The following is a 16329-nucleotide window of genomic DNA, read 5'->3' as shown; positions in this document are numbered from 1 at the left end:
ATTTGTGGCGATTTATTTCATTCCCATTTTTGCTTACAAAACGTCTCGTAAATCTTCATTTTTCTGGAAAGTCGCTTTTGCAAACGGACAAAGAGGAATAATCTTTTTACCATTTTCTCTTGCAAATTCTACCGCTTTTATCAGCATTTCTTTTCCTACACCTTTTCCGTTGTAAGCTTCCTCAACTTCGGTATGATCGATGATGAATCGGTCTTCACCTGCCCAAGTATAGGTCATTAATCCTGCTCTTTTTCCGTCAATCAAAGCTTCAAAGCTTCCGTGTTTTTCGTCGTTGTTTTGTTTTACTTCTATCATATTGATGAAAATTTAGTTTGAATTTCTATTTCGTTATTTAATATTTTGTGTACCGGACAAGCATCTGCAATCGTGTGAAGTCTTTTCAGCTGATCTTCGCTCAAATCTTCTCCTTCAAAACTAATGTTTCTTTTAAAAACTGCCAATTTTGTTAAAGGAAAATTTTCCAGCTCAACTTCTACATCAATTTTTTCAACGTTCCACTCTTTTCTGTCGATGTACATTCTAAGTGTGGCGGCAGTACAGCTTGCCAAAGAAGTAGCGAGGATTTCAAAAGGATTAAATCCTTTGTTTTGTCCGCCTTTGTCTATAGGTTCGTCAGTAATCAGATGATTTTCACCTGCTACAACTTCCGTGTAATATTTTGTTTTGCCTAAACTTGCTTTTACAGTTACAGCCATTATTTGTTGATTGTTTTTAGTTGATAATTGTTAGTTATTGAAAATCGGTTTAAGCAATCTGATTTTTAAAACTCTCAATTTTATTATTTAAATCGTTCAGCATTTCAGGATTGATAACACCGCTTTCCAAATCGAAATTTTCGTAAAATTTAGGTAATGAAAAAGTTTCCTTTACATCTGCCGCAAATTGTGGGAAAAACGTTTTTGCAGTATTCATTACATTTCCGCCACCATAACCTCCCGGTGAAGTACTCATCAAAAGCATCGGTTTATTTTGGAAAACTTTTACATTGATTCTCGAAGACCAGTCGAATACATTTTTGAAAGCTGCCGAATACGAACGGTTGTGCTCTGCTAAAGAACAGATAATGACATCGCATTCTTCAATTTGCTTTAAAAAGTTATGCGCTTCATCCGGAAAACCTTTCTTTTCAAGATCAACAGAAAATACAGGCATCGAAAAATCATTAAGATCAATCAAATTAATCTCGTCTTCCTGAAAGTTTTTAAGAACAAATTTTACCAGCTCTCTGTTGATGGATGTGGAAGAAGTGCTTCCTGCAAATGCTAATATTTTCATGTTTATTTATTTTTAAATTTTAAAAAGAAAATCCTGAATTATTTATTTTTTCGCTGAATCTTCTTTTACTTTTTCCAGATAATCTTCCTCCAAACTTTTAAGTCTTTTAAAATAATTTTCTTTATCCATAAACAACTTTGGGTTGTAAGGATCTCCTTCTTTTCGCTTTTTATGAAGATCAAACTGACTTGCGTGTGAAGCTACCCAAACATCGAAATTTATTTTTTTCATCGCTTCAAAAGTGTATCCATAATCTTTTTGAATGGTAGGATATTTTTTTACATCCGAGAATTTATGGTCAATAATAATCGAAGGTAAATTGGCGATCAGAACTCTATAGTTTTTATTTCCTTCTTTAGTTTCAAACAGAAAGCTGCATGATCCTTTTGTGTGACCGGGATGATGAAGCAAGGTTAATACCGTATTTCCCAATTTTATTTTAGCATTGTTTTTCAAAAGAAAATCAGGTTGCACAGGTTCGAAAGTAACGCCGTATTTTCCCATTTCGTAGTCAGATTTTCCACCACTTTTAAGTTCTGCAGCATCTTTTTCGTCAACATAAAGTTTTGCACCGGTTTCTTTTTTTATTTGAGCCATTGCTCCCATGTGATCATAATGAGCCTGCGTTAAAGTAAGAATTTTAATGTCTTTATAATTGAAACCCAGCTTTTCGATATTTTTTTTAATGGTAGAATAAGAATCCGCCAAACCTGTATTGATCAAAATATTGCCTTTATCGGTCACAATCAAATAAGATGCAAGATCGTAAGTTCCTACATAATACAGATTGCCTACAATTTTGAAAGGTTCGTAGTTTTTAGACCATTCTGCCGGATTATTTTTAGGCTCTGTTACGGTTTGCGCAGTTCCCAAAAAAGATAGGCATAGTAAAAATAAAAGTGTCAGGTTTTTCATTTATAAAAAATAGGGATATTGATTAAAAATCAAATTATTTTCTGTTTAAAATGGCTTTAGGAAGCGGAACATATTCCTGTTCGTCTCCGGGAACCAAAGGAAAAGCGTCATGATTCTGGTCATTCCAGTTTACTTTTGCTTCATCAATTACTTCTTTGTCTGAATTTACAAAATTCCAAAAAATGAAACGTTCTTCATCAAAAGGTTCACCTCCGAAAAGATAAACAGTTCCGTTTTCACTCATTTCAAACTGGCAAAGTTGCGTGTTTTTGGCAATCAGCAATTGTTTTGAACCGTAAGAATTATCTTCAATGTTTACTGTCCCATCTAAAACATACATTGCCGCTTCACCATAAAGATCTTTTCCGATACTGATCTTTTGTGCAGTTTTAGTTTTAATTTCGATAAAAAATAATTTACTGTGAACTGGAACTGGAGATCTTTTATCGAAAGCTTCACCAGCAATTAATTTATACTGAATGTCCCCATCTTCCCAAACCGGAAGTTCGTTGGCTTCAATATGATGAAAAGTAGGTTCGCTTTGTTCCAAATGTTTTGGAAGACCTACCCAAATTTGAAATCCGTGAAGTTTTTTATCTGTATTTCTTAAATATTCAGGAGTTCTTTCTGAGTGTACCACGCCTTTTCCGGCAGTCATCCAGTTTACAGCGCCCGGTTTTATTTCAAGAGCGCTTCCAATGCTGTCTCTGTGAAAAATAGAACCTTCCAAAAGGTAAGTTAAAGTAGAAAGACCAATGTGAGGATGTGGCGGAACATCAAGATTCTGATAATCTTTTAATTCTGCAGGTCCCATATGGTCGATAAAAACGAAAGGACCGACCGCTCTTTTTTCACGGAAAGGCAACAATCTTCCCACTAAAAAATTTCCGATATCTGCGGATTTTTCTTCTAATATAAGTCCGATATTTGACATGAATATTGTGATTTTAGTTTTTGTGGATAGCTAATTTAATTAAAATTTATTCTATTTAAGGCTACTTTAATAAAAATTAAAGTTTATCGTAGCCTTCAAATTTTTCGTCTACAATACGTTTCCAATCTGGATTTTTTTTGATGTATGCAAAAACATACGGACAAAACGGAAGCAGTTTTTTGCCACTTTCTTCAATATAGATCAACGTTTTTTCAACCACTGCAGCGGCAGCTCCGGTTCCAGCTAATTCAGGCTCAGCTTCTGTATGGATTAAAGCGATTCGCTGGCTTGTTTCTTTATAATCGATAAATGCGAAATGACCGTTTACTTCGATTTCAAATCTCTTTTTATCTTCGTTTTTTACTAATGGAATGTTTTCAAATTCTGGTTTCATGATGTTTATATTTTTAAGTTTTATAAAAGAGAATAATGTTTGTCATCCTGAAAGGATCTCGACTTTCAAAAAATAAGGTTAGATTCCTGCGGAATGACAAACACTATTCTAATTTTTATGAATATGATTTTATTTAATTAGTCTTCCAAATACCCGAATTTTCCGGTATTGAAATCTTCAAAAGCCTGCATGATTTCTTCTCTGCTGTTCATTACAAAAGGACCGTGTGGAAAAATGGGTTCATTTAAAGGTTCGCCACTTAGAATTAATATTACAGAATCTTCTGTTGCTTCAATCGTAAAGTTTTCGCCTTCATTTTTAAATAAAACTAAATGGTCAGTTTTTACTTTTTCTTCACCATTCACTAAGATGTTTCCTTCAACCACCAAAGCTGCGGTATTAAAATTTGCAGGAAAATTAAATTCTGCTTTTCCACCGGATTTTAATTTAGCATTCATCAAATTCACGTGACTGAATGTGGTGGCAGAACCTTTTATATTTTGATATTCTCCGGCGATAATTTCTACAAATCCGTTTTCACCTAAATCTGCTCTTTTTATTTCTGAGTTTTTAATCGCCTGATATTTTGGCTTGCTCATTTTATCTTTTGCAGGAAGGTTTACCCAAAGCTGTACCATCTGGAAAATTCCTCCGGTTTTTGACCATTCTTTTTCGTGATATTCTTTATGTAAAATTCCACTTGCAGCAGTCATCCACTGTATATCTCCTTCACCAATGATGCCACCGCCTCCTGCGCTGTCATGATGTTCTACTTTTCCTTGATATGCGATCGTTACTGTTTCAAAACCTCTGTGTGGATGAACTCCAACTCCGCGAGGCGTTTCTGAACCGTTGAAATGAAATTTAGAATTATAATCAAGCATGATAAACGGATCCATTCTTTTCATATCTAAATGATAAGCACCCGGAATAAAGTTGTGTACTCTGAACCCGTCACCTACAAAATGAGCAGGTTTTGGAGGGATTACTATTTCTATTTTTTTTGTTGTCATAATAGATGTTTTAATTTTAAACAAAATTAGAACAGTTTGTAATCAATTACATTGATGTGTGATAAGTAAGTTTAAGGGGTATAGAGTGGGAGGGTTTTAGAGTTTATTCTTGGGATTTCATATTTCTGCCATCGAACGTATGAAGTCTTCTGAAAACTAAGCTTGATAGAATCGTTAAAATTCCTACGGTAAGGAAGGTGTAGCGAAATGCGTTGTGGGTTTCGTGTCTGATTAACGCGGGGCTGTTTTCGTAAATTTTTAAAACAATTAAGCCAAATGCAATTCCGAATCCGATGGCTAACTGTTGATTAACCGAAATAAGAGAGTTTCCGCTGCTCGTCTGGAAGTTTCGTAAGTCTGCTATAGAAATGGTGTTCATCGATGTAAACTGTATTGAATTGAAAAATCCTAAAATAGCGATCACCGGAACGAACCAAAATATGGAACTGTGAATATCAGGAATGGCAAGGCAACAAATTAATACTCCGATAATGAATGTATTGACCATCAAGGTTCTTCTGTAGCCAAATTTATTTAAAATTTTAATGACAGAAGATTTTCCAAACATTGCGGTGAGTGCCATTGGCGCAATAATCCAACCTGAAGTTACGGCTGATTGACCGTAAGCAATCTGAATCATTAATGGAAGTAAAAGAGGAACGGAACTGATTCCTAATCTCGTTGCAAGATTTCCGACAATTCCTACACGGAATGTACGCACCTGAAATAAACTTAAAGGAAAAATAGGATTGTTGCCTCTTTTTGCGTGTCGGTAGTAATAATAGAGGAACAAAAATCCTAATATGAAAACGAGTAAAACCGGCGTGATATTCTGCATGTCTCCGAAAAGTTCCAGAGAAACCGAAAGGAGAAGTGAAGCTGCTGCAAAAATCATAAAACCTTTCAGGTCAAAATCGGTTTCCCGTGCGTTGTAATTGGGCATATATTTTAAGCCTAAAACAATTCCTAAAACCCCGATCGGAATATTAATAAGAAAAATCCAGTGCCATGAAAGATAATCTACCATGTAACCTCCGACAAGCGGACCGAGAACAGGGCCAATTAAAGCAGGAACGATAGCGAAATTCATAGCTTTGAGTAATTCGTTCCGGTTGAAAGTTTTAATTAAAGCCAGTTTTCCAACAGGAGTCATCAAACTTCCACCAACTCCCTGAATAACCCGCGAAATCACCAAATGAGTAAGGTTTTGAGAAAGCGCACAAAACACAGAACCTAAACTAAAAAGTACCAAAGCAAAGATGAAAACTCTTCTCGTTCCAAAACGATCTGCCAAAAATCCGCTTGCAGGCATGAAAACGGCAAGTGTCAACACATAACTGATAATTGCATTTTGCATATTCAATGGAGATTCATTTAAATCTCTTGCAATTGAAGGTAGGGAAGTGTTCAGAATCGTAGAATCTAGCATCTGCATAAAAATAGCAGTCGCTAAAATCAACGGAAGAACTTTTTTTACAGTTTGACGGGTAGAGGTTTGTGTGGGCATTTATCGAAAAATTGATATGATTTGCCATACCAATTTACGAAAAATTATAGGATGAACCTTTTAAACTTAAGATAATTACAGACTCATATGAATCAACGGATAATCTTTACCCGAACCATCTTTTTCTGATCTTCCTGTTTTTCTGAATCCCATTTTTTCATAGAACCCTATTGCCTGCGGATTTTGCTCATTTACATCTACTTTTGTACAACCAGTTTTATCACATAAATATTGAAAAAGAATTTTTCCTAATCCTTTTCCACGAGCATCATTATGTACAAAAAGCATTTCTAAAGTATCGTCAGAAACTGCACCAAATCCTTTCGGATCACTGTTCTCAGAAATAATGTAGACTTCAAGATGAGGGAAATATTGCTCAGGAATTACTTTTTTGAAATATTGAAAATCACTTTCCGATAAAAAATCATGAGTAGCTTTTACGGCAGACTCCCAAATTTGAACCAGTTTCGGATAGTCGTCTGGAACTGCTATTCTAATAGTATAAGACATTTTTATTTTTCGGTTAAATTTAAAAAATTAATCAATGAAAACGAAAATCATGTTTTCAGAATGATGAGAAAAAAAATAATTGACTAATTTTAAGTAAAAGAAATCTTATGCCTTTTTCAGAAACCATCAGCAAAATTTTAAAAATAAAATATCCAATCATACAAGCGCCAATGTTTGGAGTAAGTACTCCGGAAATGACTGCAGCTGCTGGAAAAGCAGGATGTTTGGGTTCGTTGGCTTTAGCTGATCTTTCCGCTGAAAAATCTGTTGAATTGATCCGTAAAACCAAATCACTGACAGATCAACCTTTTGCGGTTAATATTTTTGTTCATCAAATTCCTGAAATTACCGATGAATTAAAACAACAATATTCTAAGACAAAAAAATACCTTGAAAATTTAACTCAGGAAAATAATATAGAAGTTCATCTTCCTGAATTAGAAAGCTTAAAAATTAATTCTTATCACGAACAAATTAATGCAATTTTAAATGAAGACTGTAAAATTCTGAGCTTTACTTTTGGAAACATTGATAACCAAAGCATTCAGAAATTAAAAGAAAACGGAACAATTTTAATTGGAACCTGTACATCTGTAGAAGAAGCTTTGGCTCTTGAAAAATCGGGAATTGATATTATTTGCGTTCAAGGAATAGAAGCCGGAGGTCATAGAGGAAGTTTTGTTTCGGAAAATATTCCTCAGATTGGCGGATTTTCTTTGCTTTCTCAGGTTTATGATTCTGTAAAAGTTCCTCTGATTTATGCAGGCGGAATTTATAACGGAAAAACTTTGGCTGCTGCAAAAGAATTGGGTGCACAAGGTTTTCAGATAGGAAGTCTTTTGCTGGCTTCACAGGAAAGTGCTTTACAGGATTTTGAAAAAGAAAGACTAAAGAATGTTAATGGAAAAGATATTGTTTTAACGAAAAGTTTTTCGGGGCGTTACGCAAGAGGAATTAAAAATAAATTTATTGAAACGATTGAAAATTCAGAATATATTTTACCTTATCCATATCAAAATAAACTGACTGGAGAAATGAGAAGAATCGCAAAAACGGTGAAAAATGATGAGTTTGTCAATCTTTGGGTAGGACAATCAATTGTCAATTACAGCGAACTTTCTACTCAGGATATTTTAGAAAAATTAATTAGAGAATATTCAGAATCTATTTAGTTTTAAGGTTCTCGCAGATTTAATAAATAAAAAAAACAGTTTTATTTGTGAAGTTAACGGGATAATATTTAAGCTATCTTTAAATTTATATCATAAAATCATACAATATAAATGAAATCACCATCACAAAATTTTGAAAAACCAATAAGAAAAAAATCAACTGCTAGAAAAATATTTAAAGTCATCGGTATTTTATTTTTGATTTTAATCCTTGGTTTAGGTATCGCAGAATATGTTTACCGAAACGAAAAAGAAACGCCACTGTATAAAATTCAGCAGTATTTAACGTACAGCAAAGAAGATTGGGCAAATTATGAAAACAACAAACGGATTTTGGCAAGTTCTCCAGCTGAATCAAGTATGACAGATGTTGCAACTCCTGCTCCTGAAAGCCCGATTGATACGTTGATGTGGGAAAATGCAATTAAAAATAAAGATTATATTCCTGATGAGGTTTTGGCAGAAATAAAAAGGTACAAAGCACGAGATTTTTCTAAACTGATTTTGGCGGAAAACAAACCTAGTAACGGAGAAGCTCAAAATGCGATTGTTAGTCATTATAAAAATGAAGTGAGTAAACTTTTGGACGAATATAAAGCTCATATTCAGATTGGAACGGCTTATAATGCACCATTACAGTCGGGAGAAGAATTGGTGCGGGTTACAGCAATGGTTTCGGCGTTTAATAAAGAGCGTGGGAATTTGGGAAATATTCAAATGCCGCTTAATGTGATTTATGATTTTGTTCAATATAAATCTGAACCTAATATTTGGCATGTATCAGATTTTAGCCAGAATATTCCTTATGATTACAAGCTTAATAAAGACCCTTGGTAAAGTTAATATCAAAAAAATAGCTTTCAGAAGTATTGAAAGCTATTTTTAGTATGTGTAAATTAAGAGTTTATTAGTCTCAATTATTTATTTCGTTAAATCTAAACCACCGAAATTCCCAGAACTCATCATCATATAAACACCGTGTGTTTTATCCAGCAAATCCCAATAGGCATGAAGTTCTTCAGCGTTGGTAAACACTTTTAGGTTTTCATTTTTAAATTTCTCTTTGATCAGATCTGGAGAAATCGGCTCCATTCTTTTTATTTTTAAAGCATCTTCAGAATAGAAAACAATGGCTTCGTCTAATCCGTCCATGGCGTGGTCATATTGTTCAAGAAAAATAGGGTTTAAACTTGAGTAAGTATGAAGTTCAAGAAAACTGTATTTTTTTTCATTTTTAAACTGTTCGCAGAATGCTTTTACAGCCGCTTTTACTTTGCTCGGAGCATGTGCAAAATCTTTATAAAGAATTCCTTTATCTTCTCTTTCTACTTTTTCGAGACGTTTTGAGGCTCCTTTAAAACTCATAATGGCATCATAGAAATCTTCATCCATAATTCCCAACGTATGGCAAATGTGTCTTGCTCCTTCAAGGTTTAATAAATTGTGCGCTCCAAAAACAGACAGCGGAATATCACCCATTTCTGTTTTAAGAAGTACTTTGCCGTTGCTGATTTCGTATTCAGGAGTTTTATAGGGTATTTTTCTGAAATAATTTTCAGCATTTTCTACCACTTTTACCACTTCTGCATCTTCTTCATTGTACACCAAAACTCCACCCGGAGTAATGCTTGCTACAAATCTTCTGAACTGCTCGATGTAATCGTCAAATGTTTTGAAAACATTGATGTGATCCCATGCAATACCACTCATTAATGCGATATTTGGTTGATATAAAAGGAATTTTGAACGCAAATCTATAGGAGAGGAAAGGTATTCGTCACCTTCCAAAACCATAAAATCGTTGTCTTCGGTCAGTTTTACCATACAGTCAAAACCTTCCAACTGAGCTCCCACCATATAATCTACATCTTTCTGATGGAAATTCAGCACGTGAAGAATCATTGATGTGATGGTTGTTTTTCCATGGGAACCAGCAATGACAACTCTGGTTTTAGTTTTCGATTGTTCGTAAAGAAACTCAGGATAAGAATAAATTTTTAAACCCAATTCTTTTGCTTTTGCCAATTCGGGATTGTCTTGATGAGCGTGCATTCCAAGGATTACAGCATCAATATCAGACGTGATTTTTTCAGGAAACCAACCCAACTCTTCGGGAAGAATTCCTTTTTTTTCTAATCTCGATTTTGAAGGTTCAAAAATAGCATCATCTGAACCTGTCACGTGATATCCTTTATCTTTAAGTGCAATCGCAAGGTTGTGCATTGCGCTTCCGCCTATAGCAATAAAATGAGTTCTCAACTTATTTTCCTAGTTTTTTACGTTATTGTTTATGAGTTTCTGAAATTCAGCGGTAATATTTTCCCAATTGGTTTTATAATTGGGCATAATCATGCTTCCGTCGTTTTTACTACCTTCGTTTACACCTTTCTTAATATTGATCGATGTCGTCACGTTATCATAAACCTTTTTATGATCTTCCTGAATTCTTCTGAAATTATTCTTAGAAAGTGTTTCTTCCAAGTTTTTCAGATCTTCATTAGATACTTTGAAACTTTTCTTTATTTTTTTACCCTGTCCTTCAAAAGAATAATGAACATCATTTCCCTTTATCAATAGATTTTCATAAGACGGAGCATAACCTCCACTTTTCGAATAACTGATATCAAAATCTTGGTAAACCTTCTGACTGTTGCAAGAAAGCAAGGTCAGAATAATTAAAAATACACCTAAAATCTTCTTCATTGTCGTTCTAGTTTTGTGGATTGCGTTGTTCAGTTTTTTTAGCCTTAATTTCTTCATCATAGGTGTGTAGAATATTAAAGTCTTCTGTCTGCTCAATAGCGGTCATTATTTTGAGAAGAATCTGCTGCGCATTTTCTTTGTCGTAATCAATGTCTAAAGGTTTTTTAAACTCCATGGTTGGTTTTACACCGGTCACTTTTACACGAAGTCCTTTTTTATCAAACGCTCTTCTGAATCCATTTATTTTAATAGGAATTACAATCGGGCGCTGGTTTTTAACCAATTTTGCCGTTCCTTTTCTTCCCTGAGCAAAAGCAGCTGTTGTTCCTTGTGGAAAAGTAGCTACCCAACCGTTGTCTAAAGCTTTCATAATGTTATCAATCTCTCCAAGATCTACCATACGGTTGACATTTTTACCTTCTGCTCTCCATGTTCTTTTTACGGTAACTGCGCCTGCAATTTTAAATATTTTTGGAAGAATACCTTTATTCATGGTTTCTTCGGCAGCTACATAATAAAAATCTACTCTTGGATTAAGAAGATAAATAGGATTTTTAATTGTATTTAAATAACCATTATTTACTGCACAGAATGCATGATACATTGCGGCAACATCGGCAAAATAGGTTTGGTGGTTTGACACAAAAAGTACATTAGAATCCGGAAGGTCTACCAGATTTTCTGTTCCGGTGATTTTAAGCTTGTTAAAACCATTGAATCTTCTGTAAGAAATAATTCCCAGAATAAAAATAATTAATCTTTTTAAAAAATAAGGTGTTCCGAATGAATCGGTAAAAATGTTCTTCTTCGCCATTTTTCAATTAAACATAATAGTTGCAAAGTTACATTTTTTTAATCAACTGGCTGAATTCGCTTAAGATCATCGCTGTGGCTCCCCAAATAATGTATCCGTTGAAATTGATGACCGGAACCTCATGTCCTCCTGCTCCCGGAAGTGCCATTATTTCGGGGCTGTCTGGTAAATTTAAAAATGAGGTAATAGGAAATTCTATCACTTCTACAGCTTCACTTTGCTGCAGAATAAATTCAGGATTTTTTTTGGTGTAAGAAATAAACGGATAAACATAAAAATTACTAGGCGGAATATAAATAGGAGAGAGCTCTCTTATCATTCTCACATAATGTTTTTCAATACCAATTTCTTCGGAAGTTTCGCGGATAGCGGTTTCAGCAAAATCTTTATCCAGCTCTTCACGTTTTCCGCCGGGAAGAGAAATTTGGCCACTGTGACGGTCTCTTTCGTTTGTGCTTCTTACAATTAAAGGAAAATACCACTCATTATCTTTCAGATATAATACAATATTTACAGCAGCAAATTTCGGATTTTTTTCTAAAACCTGATCATAAGTGAATACGGGACGTGAAGGTGGCGAGAAAATTCCGTGTGCATTGTCACCTGCCAATTCTGCATTTTTTATTTTTCTTAAAAGATCTTTACCAAAACTTTCCATAGCTCAAATTTAGTAATATATCTTGTAGAAAGAAAACGTGAAAATGTTAATTAAAGATAATTTTAATTATGAAAAGCTGATGTGTTTTATTAAAAAAGATACTGAGTTTGTTGAAATATAAGGTGCCTGAAAATAAAAAGCCTCCAAAATCTGGAGGCTATAAAATGTTTTTTAATTAGAATATCCGCTCAATTCTTCTTTATTAGAATTGTAGATTTTGTATTCTAAATACTTGAAAGAATCCCTAGGGATAATGGTGACCCATTTTTTGTACTTCAAAAACCATTTCATCTGGATGCTTTTAAGACCTTTAGTAAGGTAAGCTTCTACGAAGGGGTGTACATGCAGGAAAAGTTTTCCTTTTTCCTTCTGCATAATGGTTCTGATAGTGTCTCCCATTTTCTCAACAATTACGATCGGAGCTACTATTTCTCCATCTTTGTTGGGGTTTTCTTCTTTGGTGTCGATTTGTTTTTCCGGACGGTTTCTCTGTCTTGTGATCTGTATCAATCCAAATTTACTTGGAGGTAAAATCTTGTGACGAGCTTTGTCGCGGCTCATTTCTGTTTTAAAATGCTCATACAAATCTCTTCTGTGATCGGGGTTGGTCATGTCGATAAAATCTACAACGATGATGCCTCCCATATCGCGAAGACGCAATTGTCGTGCTATTTCTGTAGCTGCCATTTTGTTTACATGTAGTGCATGTTCTTTATTGGCAGTGTTTCCGGCGGTAATATTATTTCCGGAATTGACGTCGATTACGTGCAGCGCTTCTGTGTGTTCTATCACCAGATAAGCACCCTTTGAACTAGGAATATTTACATGTTTTCCAAAGCTTTGTTTAAGCTGTTTTTCTACATTATAATATTCGAGAAGAGGAATATGGGAGTCGTAGAACTGAACGATGTTTTTTCGTTCAGGAGCTATTACTTCCAGATAATTTTTCATTTCGTCTACCATTTGCTCGTCATCGCAAAAGACATTTACAAAATCCTGATTAAAGTTATCTCTCAAAATAGATGATGCTTTATCATCTTCACTCAAGACTTTAGAAGGTACTTTGTTTTTCTGAATATTCTTAAAAGTATTCTCCCATTTCTGAATCAGTTGATTCATGTCATTGTGGAGGTCGGCTACTTTTTTACCTTCTGCTACTGTTCTGATGATGACGCCAAAACCTTCCGGCTTTATACTGTCTATCAGGGTACGAAGTCTTACTTTTTCTTCAGAACTGCTGATTTTTTTTGAGATTGAAACTTTATTGTCGAAAGGTATCAAAACCAAAAAACGTCCTGTTAAAGAAATTTGGGTAGAAATTCTTGGTCCTTTTGTGGAGATAGGCTCCTTGGTAATTTGTAATAAAACGATATCATCTTTGGCGATGATCTTATCTACAGTTCCGTTTTTGTCGATTTCAGGCTGAATTTCAAAATTTTTCAAACCTGATGAAGTCTGTTTTTTAGAAACCGAATCTTTTAAAAATTTTCGATAGGTAAGGTATTGCGGTCCCAAATCCTGGTAATGCAAGAATGCATCTTTATCATAGCCGATATTTACAAATGCGGCATTAAGATTGGGTGCAAGTTTTTTTACTTTTCCTATAAACAGATCTCCTACTACAAAATCATTTTTGTCTTCTTCTTCATGAAGTTCACATAGTCTTCCATCCTCCAGCAAAGCAATCTTTGTAAGATCATCTTCATGCGAAACTATTAGTTCTTTCTTCATTTTTTAAATTAAAGATAAAAAGATTGGTGATGAAATTTGAGGTAATGATTGCTCATTATTCTCAATTCCTTACTTATTTTACATAACAAAATATAGTCGGTGAATATTAAAAAATTAAAAACACCAACTATATTATTATACTAAAAATCCCGAAGGAGATTATTTTTTCTTATGTCTGTTCGCTCTTCTTCTTTTCTTTCTTTTGTGTGTTGCAACCTTGTGTCTTTTTCTTTTCTTTCCGCTTGGCATAATGTTAAATTTTTTTTAAGTAACTAGTTAATATTAATTATTTCTCTTTATTTTACTGCAACCTTAGTTTTCACTTTCTCCACAAAAGATTTTGATGGCTTGAAAGCAGGAATATTGTGTGCAGGAATTTCTATAGCAGTGTTCTTAGAGATGTTTCTTCCCGTTTTTGCTGCTCTTGTTTTCACGATGAAAGATCCAAAACCTCTTAGGTAAACATTGTCTCCATTGTACATAGAAGTTCTGATCTCCTGCATAAAAGCTTCTACAACTTTCTGTGTTTCATTCTTTTCGGTCCCCAATTTATTTGAGATGGTGTTTACCAATTCTGCCTTTGTCATTTCCTTTGTAAATTTTAAATTTTAGGTGTGCAAATTTAGTTAAAAAAATTGAATAGTAGCAAATTCGAACGAAAAATGTTTCACATAAACTGCTGAGAATTCTGTGTTTAGTATAGTGTACCGCAAAAAGGATGGCTTTTTTACATGCTGGAATTGTAATATCCGTTTTCTACGCAGAAGCGAATGAGGTGTAGTTTGGTTTTTAAACCGAGCTTTTCTGTAAGTCTGTTGATGTAGGTATCGATGGTACGCGTGCTTAAATTAAGCTTTTCGCCAATCTCTTTATTGCTGAAGCCTTCATAGCAAAATTTCATCAGTTGAATTTCTGTTGATGAAAGCTCTTCCTGGCTTTTTTTCTGACGGTTCATATATTCCTGAACTGCCAAAGGCTGTTGTTTCCAGTTTTCAGAATAGGCTTGGTAATCAAATTCTTGAGTGGTGATTTGTCCTTTGATGATGTCTTTTATAATATTGCTGTTTTTCTGGCAATAATAGATATTGGGAACCTTCTCTAGGATCTCTGCCATGTCTTCCTGATAAGTTCCGGAATAGGTAATAATCGGTGTTTCACTGTTGTTTTTTCGAATAAATTTTATGGCTTCAATGCCACTCAAGACTGGCATGAATAGCTCGATGATAAAAACATCTTCCTGTTTTCGGTAGATTCGGTTAATCAGCTCATGACCATTGTTGCAGTCATTGAGCAGCATATTAAATGGGTTTTCCAGAAGGGTTTTGATCATTATTTTTTTAAAATAAAAATCGCTGTCCGCAATAGAAAATCTTACCGTATTGGTCAGTAATTTACTCATTTTATTTTCGTGATTTGGTATGGCAAAATAAAATTCTGCTGACTAAAATAAGAAAATCTTTCGAATCTGAGACTGAAACTTCACATTAAAAAATTGTAAATTGTATTGTATGCATTGAATTTAATTTTGTGCATACATGTTTTTTTCCTATTTTCACAATCCAAATCAAATCACAAACATGTCTACTAGTAGAGAAAAAAAATTAAACAAATCTGATGTAAGATTGGGTATTTGGAAGTTTATACTTTCATTTATTATATTATCTGCAATCTCATTTACCAGTGTATTCTTCTTTTTTAAGAGTTATGACAGGCAGCTTGCTGGTGTCGATGACGAAGTACGTGCATACCGAGAGCTTTTGGCTAAGGATAATCTTCTTCGTATCCACGTTGACAGTATTTACGCAAGAATGGAGCTTCTGGATTCTGACAAAGCTTATAACGATAACTATTTACGTACTTATATTTTCGACAACGTTCGCGAAGCTCAAAAAATTATGGGAGCCGACAGTGCTAATAACTTAAAGCATTACGCAGTTTTAATGCAGAAAATTAAGCCAATGCTTAATCTAAAGAGTCAAATTCTCAATGTTTCTTTTAAACAACAGATTGCTATCCGTAATGTTCAGGAATGTCAGGGGAAATCTAATCAGATTAACAACAAGATGAAAATAGATCCCAGCAGAAATTTTACAGGGCGAAGAAGATAATTATTTTAAAGTTTAGAAATTATGCAGGGACAAGTTACATTATCAAAAAAAGAAAAACACTATCAGTTTTTTTATCTCATATTAATGCTTATTGTAGCACTTTTCTTTCTGGGAGTTATTTTCCTAAAAGGTTTTGCATCACCGTTTTCTGAAGCAGATACGAATTCGTTACAGATTTTGGATCAGAAAGTGAAGTTTGATCAGCAACAAAAAATTGGTTTAAAATTAATAGACACAGCTTCAGCGAGAGTTAACAGATTGTCTGTAGAAATTCAGCAGCCTGTAGAAAGAAATGATGCTGAATATGCGGTGCAGGATTTAGCTAATACGTTTCAGAATGTCGTTGTTCAAGATTCACGAAAAATGGCTTTTCCACAAATAGGAAAATTCTTTAAAATGAACATGGTCGATAAAGACAGAATCATGAAAATGAATGAAACTACAAAAACATTCGAAAAACAGTTTGAAGATTGCCAACTAGGATACAAAGAAAAAAGCCAGACTCTGAGAGATCGGAATAATGCTTTAAACCCAAGATAACACCAAAAAATATACAAAACACATCACAAAAAAT

At 34.2% G+C, this 16329-nt stretch carries 20 protein-coding genes; 4 read left to right on the top strand and 16 right to left on the bottom strand.

All coding sequences use genetic code 11. The features are described 5' to 3' along the window. Nucleotides 1-33 precede the first annotated feature (33 nt). The 9 genes from B5X64_RS04785 to B5X64_RS04745 all read right to left on the bottom strand — a co-directional run bounded on the left by B5X64_RS04785 (nt 34) and on the right by B5X64_RS04745 (nt 6569). On the bottom strand, nt 34-315 hold the full coding sequence (locus tag B5X64_RS04785) for a GNAT family N-acetyltransferase (protein ID WP_172459120.1): 282 nt from the start codon (nt 313-315) through the stop codon (nt 34-36). Continuing rightward, on the bottom strand, nt 312-716 hold the full coding sequence (locus B5X64_RS04780) for an OsmC family protein (RefSeq protein WP_079464161.1): 405 nt from the start codon (nt 714-716) through the stop codon (nt 312-314). Before B5X64_RS04780 ends, B5X64_RS04785 begins: the two co-directional genes overlap by 4 nt. A 49-nt stretch (nt 717-765) precedes the next feature. After that, the gene (locus B5X64_RS04775) at nt 766-1296 is read right to left on the bottom strand and encodes an NADPH-dependent FMN reductase (protein WP_079464160.1); all 531 of its coding nucleotides are present in this window, start codon (nt 1294-1296) and stop codon (nt 766-768) included. A 42-nt stretch (nt 1297-1338) separates the two neighbouring features. Further along, nucleotides 1339-2211, bottom strand: coding sequence for a CPS family subclass B3 metallo-beta-lactamase (gene blaCPS / locus B5X64_RS04770; protein ID WP_079464159.1), 873 nt, complete (start codon nt 2209-2211; stop codon nt 1339-1341). A gap of 34 nt (nt 2212-2245) precedes the next feature. Beyond that, on the bottom strand, nt 2246-3145 hold the full coding sequence (locus tag B5X64_RS04765; protein ID WP_079464158.1) for a pirin family protein: 900 nt from the start codon (nt 3143-3145) through the stop codon (nt 2246-2248). A gap of 76 nt (nt 3146-3221) precedes the next feature. After that, nucleotides 3222-3539, bottom strand: coding sequence for a GNAT family N-acetyltransferase (locus tag B5X64_RS04760; protein ID WP_066678775.1), 318 nt, complete (start codon nt 3537-3539; stop codon nt 3222-3224). A gap of 137 nt (nt 3540-3676) precedes the next feature. Then, nucleotides 3677-4552, bottom strand: coding sequence for a pirin family protein (locus tag B5X64_RS04755; RefSeq protein ID WP_079464157.1), 876 nt, complete (start codon nt 4550-4552; stop codon nt 3677-3679). Between the two features lie 103 nt (nt 4553-4655). After that, nucleotides 4656-6059 carry an MFS transporter gene (locus B5X64_RS04750; RefSeq protein ID WP_079464156.1) on the bottom strand — a complete coding sequence of 468 codons (1404 nt, stop codon included), beginning with the start codon at nt 6057-6059 and terminating at the stop codon, nt 4656-4658. Nucleotides 6060-6134: 75 nt separating this feature from the next. Then, complete coding sequence (locus B5X64_RS04745; RefSeq protein WP_066678779.1) at nt 6135-6569, bottom strand: GNAT family N-acetyltransferase; 435 nt, start codon at nt 6567-6569, stop codon at nt 6135-6137. A 107-nt stretch (nt 6570-6676) separates the two neighbouring features. Between B5X64_RS04745 and B5X64_RS04740 the strand changes: the two genes are divergently transcribed. Then, on the top strand, nt 6677-7741 hold the full coding sequence (locus B5X64_RS04740; RefSeq protein WP_079464155.1) for an NAD(P)H-dependent flavin oxidoreductase: 1065 nt from the start codon (nt 6677-6679) through the stop codon (nt 7739-7741). Nucleotides 7742-7852: 111 nt separating this feature from the next. Further along, on the top strand, nt 7853-8578 hold the full coding sequence (locus B5X64_RS04735) for a hypothetical protein (protein WP_079464154.1): 726 nt from the start codon (nt 7853-7855) through the stop codon (nt 8576-8578). 84 nt (nt 8579-8662) lie between these two features. Here the strand turns inward: B5X64_RS04735 and B5X64_RS04730 are convergent, their stop codons facing one another. The 7 genes from B5X64_RS04730 to B5X64_RS04700 all read right to left on the bottom strand — a co-directional run bounded on the left by B5X64_RS04730 (nt 8663) and on the right by B5X64_RS04700 (nt 15046). Next, complete coding sequence (locus B5X64_RS04730; RefSeq protein WP_079464153.1) at nt 8663-10000, bottom strand: UDP-N-acetylmuramate--L-alanine ligase; 1338 nt, start codon at nt 9998-10000, stop codon at nt 8663-8665. Between the two features lie 9 nt (nt 10001-10009). After that, nucleotides 10010-10444, bottom strand: a complete 435-nt coding sequence (locus B5X64_RS04725) for a hypothetical protein (protein ID WP_079464152.1) — start codon at nt 10442-10444, stop codon at nt 10010-10012. A 7-nt stretch (nt 10445-10451) separates the two neighbouring features. Next, a complete protein-coding gene (locus B5X64_RS04720) occupies nt 10452-11258 on the bottom strand; it encodes a lysophospholipid acyltransferase family protein (protein WP_079464151.1) in 807 nt (268 codons plus the stop codon). A 28-nt stretch (nt 11259-11286) separates the two neighbouring features. Continuing rightward, on the bottom strand, nt 11287-11916 hold the full coding sequence (locus B5X64_RS04715; RefSeq protein ID WP_079464150.1) for an NUDIX hydrolase: 630 nt from the start codon (nt 11914-11916) through the stop codon (nt 11287-11289). A gap of 171 nt (nt 11917-12087) precedes the next feature. Then, nucleotides 12088-13647, bottom strand: coding sequence for an Rne/Rng family ribonuclease (locus B5X64_RS04710; protein WP_079464149.1), 1560 nt, complete (start codon nt 13645-13647; stop codon nt 12088-12090). A 296-nt stretch (nt 13648-13943) separates the two neighbouring features. After that, on the bottom strand, nt 13944-14234 hold the full coding sequence (locus tag B5X64_RS04705; protein ID WP_034674127.1) for an HU family DNA-binding protein: 291 nt from the start codon (nt 14232-14234) through the stop codon (nt 13944-13946). Nucleotides 14235-14374: 140 nt separating this feature from the next. After that, complete coding sequence (locus B5X64_RS04700; protein ID WP_079464148.1) at nt 14375-15046, bottom strand: response regulator transcription factor; 672 nt, start codon at nt 15044-15046, stop codon at nt 14375-14377. 178 nt (nt 15047-15224) lie between these two features. Here B5X64_RS04700 and tssO (B5X64_RS04695) point away from each other — a divergent pair, with 178 nt between their 5' ends. Next, complete coding sequence (gene tssO, locus B5X64_RS04695) at nt 15225-15755, top strand: type VI secretion system TssO (RefSeq protein ID WP_079464293.1); 531 nt, start codon at nt 15225-15227, stop codon at nt 15753-15755. A 21-nt stretch (nt 15756-15776) separates the two neighbouring features. Continuing rightward, entirely contained in the window at nt 15777-16295 is a 519-nt protein-coding gene (tssO, locus tag B5X64_RS04690) for a type VI secretion system TssO (RefSeq protein WP_079464147.1), read from the top strand. Nucleotides 16296-16329 lie beyond the last annotated feature (34 nt).

Source organism: Chryseobacterium balustinum (assembly GCF_900168205.1).
Taxonomy (GTDB): domain Bacteria; phylum Bacteroidota; class Bacteroidia; order Flavobacteriales; family Weeksellaceae; genus Chryseobacterium; species Chryseobacterium balustinum.
This window is presented reverse-complemented; position numbering and strand designations above follow the sequence as displayed.

What these genes read in the sequence shown, in the direction of transcription:
- B5X64_RS04785 (WP_172459120.1), bottom strand. Translation starts at nt 315, where the DNA reads ATGATAGAAGTAAAACAAAACAACGACGAAAAACACGGAAGCTTTGAA.
- B5X64_RS04780 (WP_079464161.1), bottom strand. Translation starts at nt 716, where the DNA reads ATGGCTGTAACTGTAAAAGCAAGTTTAGGCAAAACAAAATATTACACG.
- B5X64_RS04775 (WP_079464160.1), bottom strand. Translation starts at nt 1,296, where the DNA reads ATGAAAATATTAGCATTTGCAGGAAGCACTTCTTCCACATCCATCAAC.
- blaCPS (WP_079464159.1), bottom strand. Translation starts at nt 2,211, where the DNA reads ATGAAAAACCTGACACTTTTATTTTTACTATGCCTATCTTTTTTGGGA.
- B5X64_RS04765 (WP_079464158.1), bottom strand. Translation starts at nt 3,145, where the DNA reads ATGTCAAATATCGGACTTATATTAGAAGAAAAATCCGCAGATATCGGA.
- B5X64_RS04760 (WP_066678775.1), bottom strand. Translation starts at nt 3,539, where the DNA reads ATGAAACCAGAATTTGAAAACATTCCATTAGTAAAAAACGAAGATAAA.
- B5X64_RS04755 (WP_079464157.1), bottom strand. Translation starts at nt 4,552, where the DNA reads ATGACAACAAAAAAAATAGAAATAGTAATCCCTCCAAAACCTGCTCAT.
- B5X64_RS04750 (WP_079464156.1), bottom strand. Translation starts at nt 6,059, where the DNA reads ATGCCCACACAAACCTCTACCCGTCAAACTGTAAAAAAAGTTCTTCCG.
- B5X64_RS04745 (WP_066678779.1), bottom strand. Translation starts at nt 6,569, where the DNA reads ATGTCTTATACTATTAGAATAGCAGTTCCAGACGACTATCCGAAACTG.
- B5X64_RS04740 (WP_079464155.1), top strand. Translation starts at nt 6,677, where the DNA reads ATGCCTTTTTCAGAAACCATCAGCAAAATTTTAAAAATAAAATATCCA.
- B5X64_RS04735 (WP_079464154.1), top strand. Translation starts at nt 7,853, where the DNA reads ATGAAATCACCATCACAAAATTTTGAAAAACCAATAAGAAAAAAATCA.
- B5X64_RS04725 (WP_079464152.1), bottom strand. Translation starts at nt 10,444, where the DNA reads ATGAAGAAGATTTTAGGTGTATTTTTAATTATTCTGACCTTGCTTTCT.
- B5X64_RS04720 (WP_079464151.1), bottom strand. Translation starts at nt 11,258, where the DNA reads ATGGCGAAGAAGAACATTTTTACCGATTCATTCGGAACACCTTATTTT.
- B5X64_RS04715 (WP_079464150.1), bottom strand. Translation starts at nt 11,916, where the DNA reads ATGGAAAGTTTTGGTAAAGATCTTTTAAGAAAAATAAAAAATGCAGAA.
- B5X64_RS04710 (WP_079464149.1), bottom strand. Translation starts at nt 13,647, where the DNA reads ATGAAGAAAGAACTAATAGTTTCGCATGAAGATGATCTTACAAAGATT.
- B5X64_RS04705 (WP_034674127.1), bottom strand. Translation starts at nt 14,234, where the DNA reads ATGACAAAGGCAGAATTGGTAAACACCATCTCAAATAAATTGGGGACC.
- B5X64_RS04700 (WP_079464148.1), bottom strand. Translation starts at nt 15,046, where the DNA reads ATGAGTAAATTACTGACCAATACGGTAAGATTTTCTATTGCGGACAGC.
- tssO (WP_079464293.1), top strand. Translation starts at nt 15,225, where the DNA reads ATGTCTACTAGTAGAGAAAAAAAATTAAACAAATCTGATGTAAGATTG.
- tssO (WP_079464147.1), top strand. Translation starts at nt 15,777, where the DNA reads ATGCAGGGACAAGTTACATTATCAAAAAAAGAAAAACACTATCAGTTT.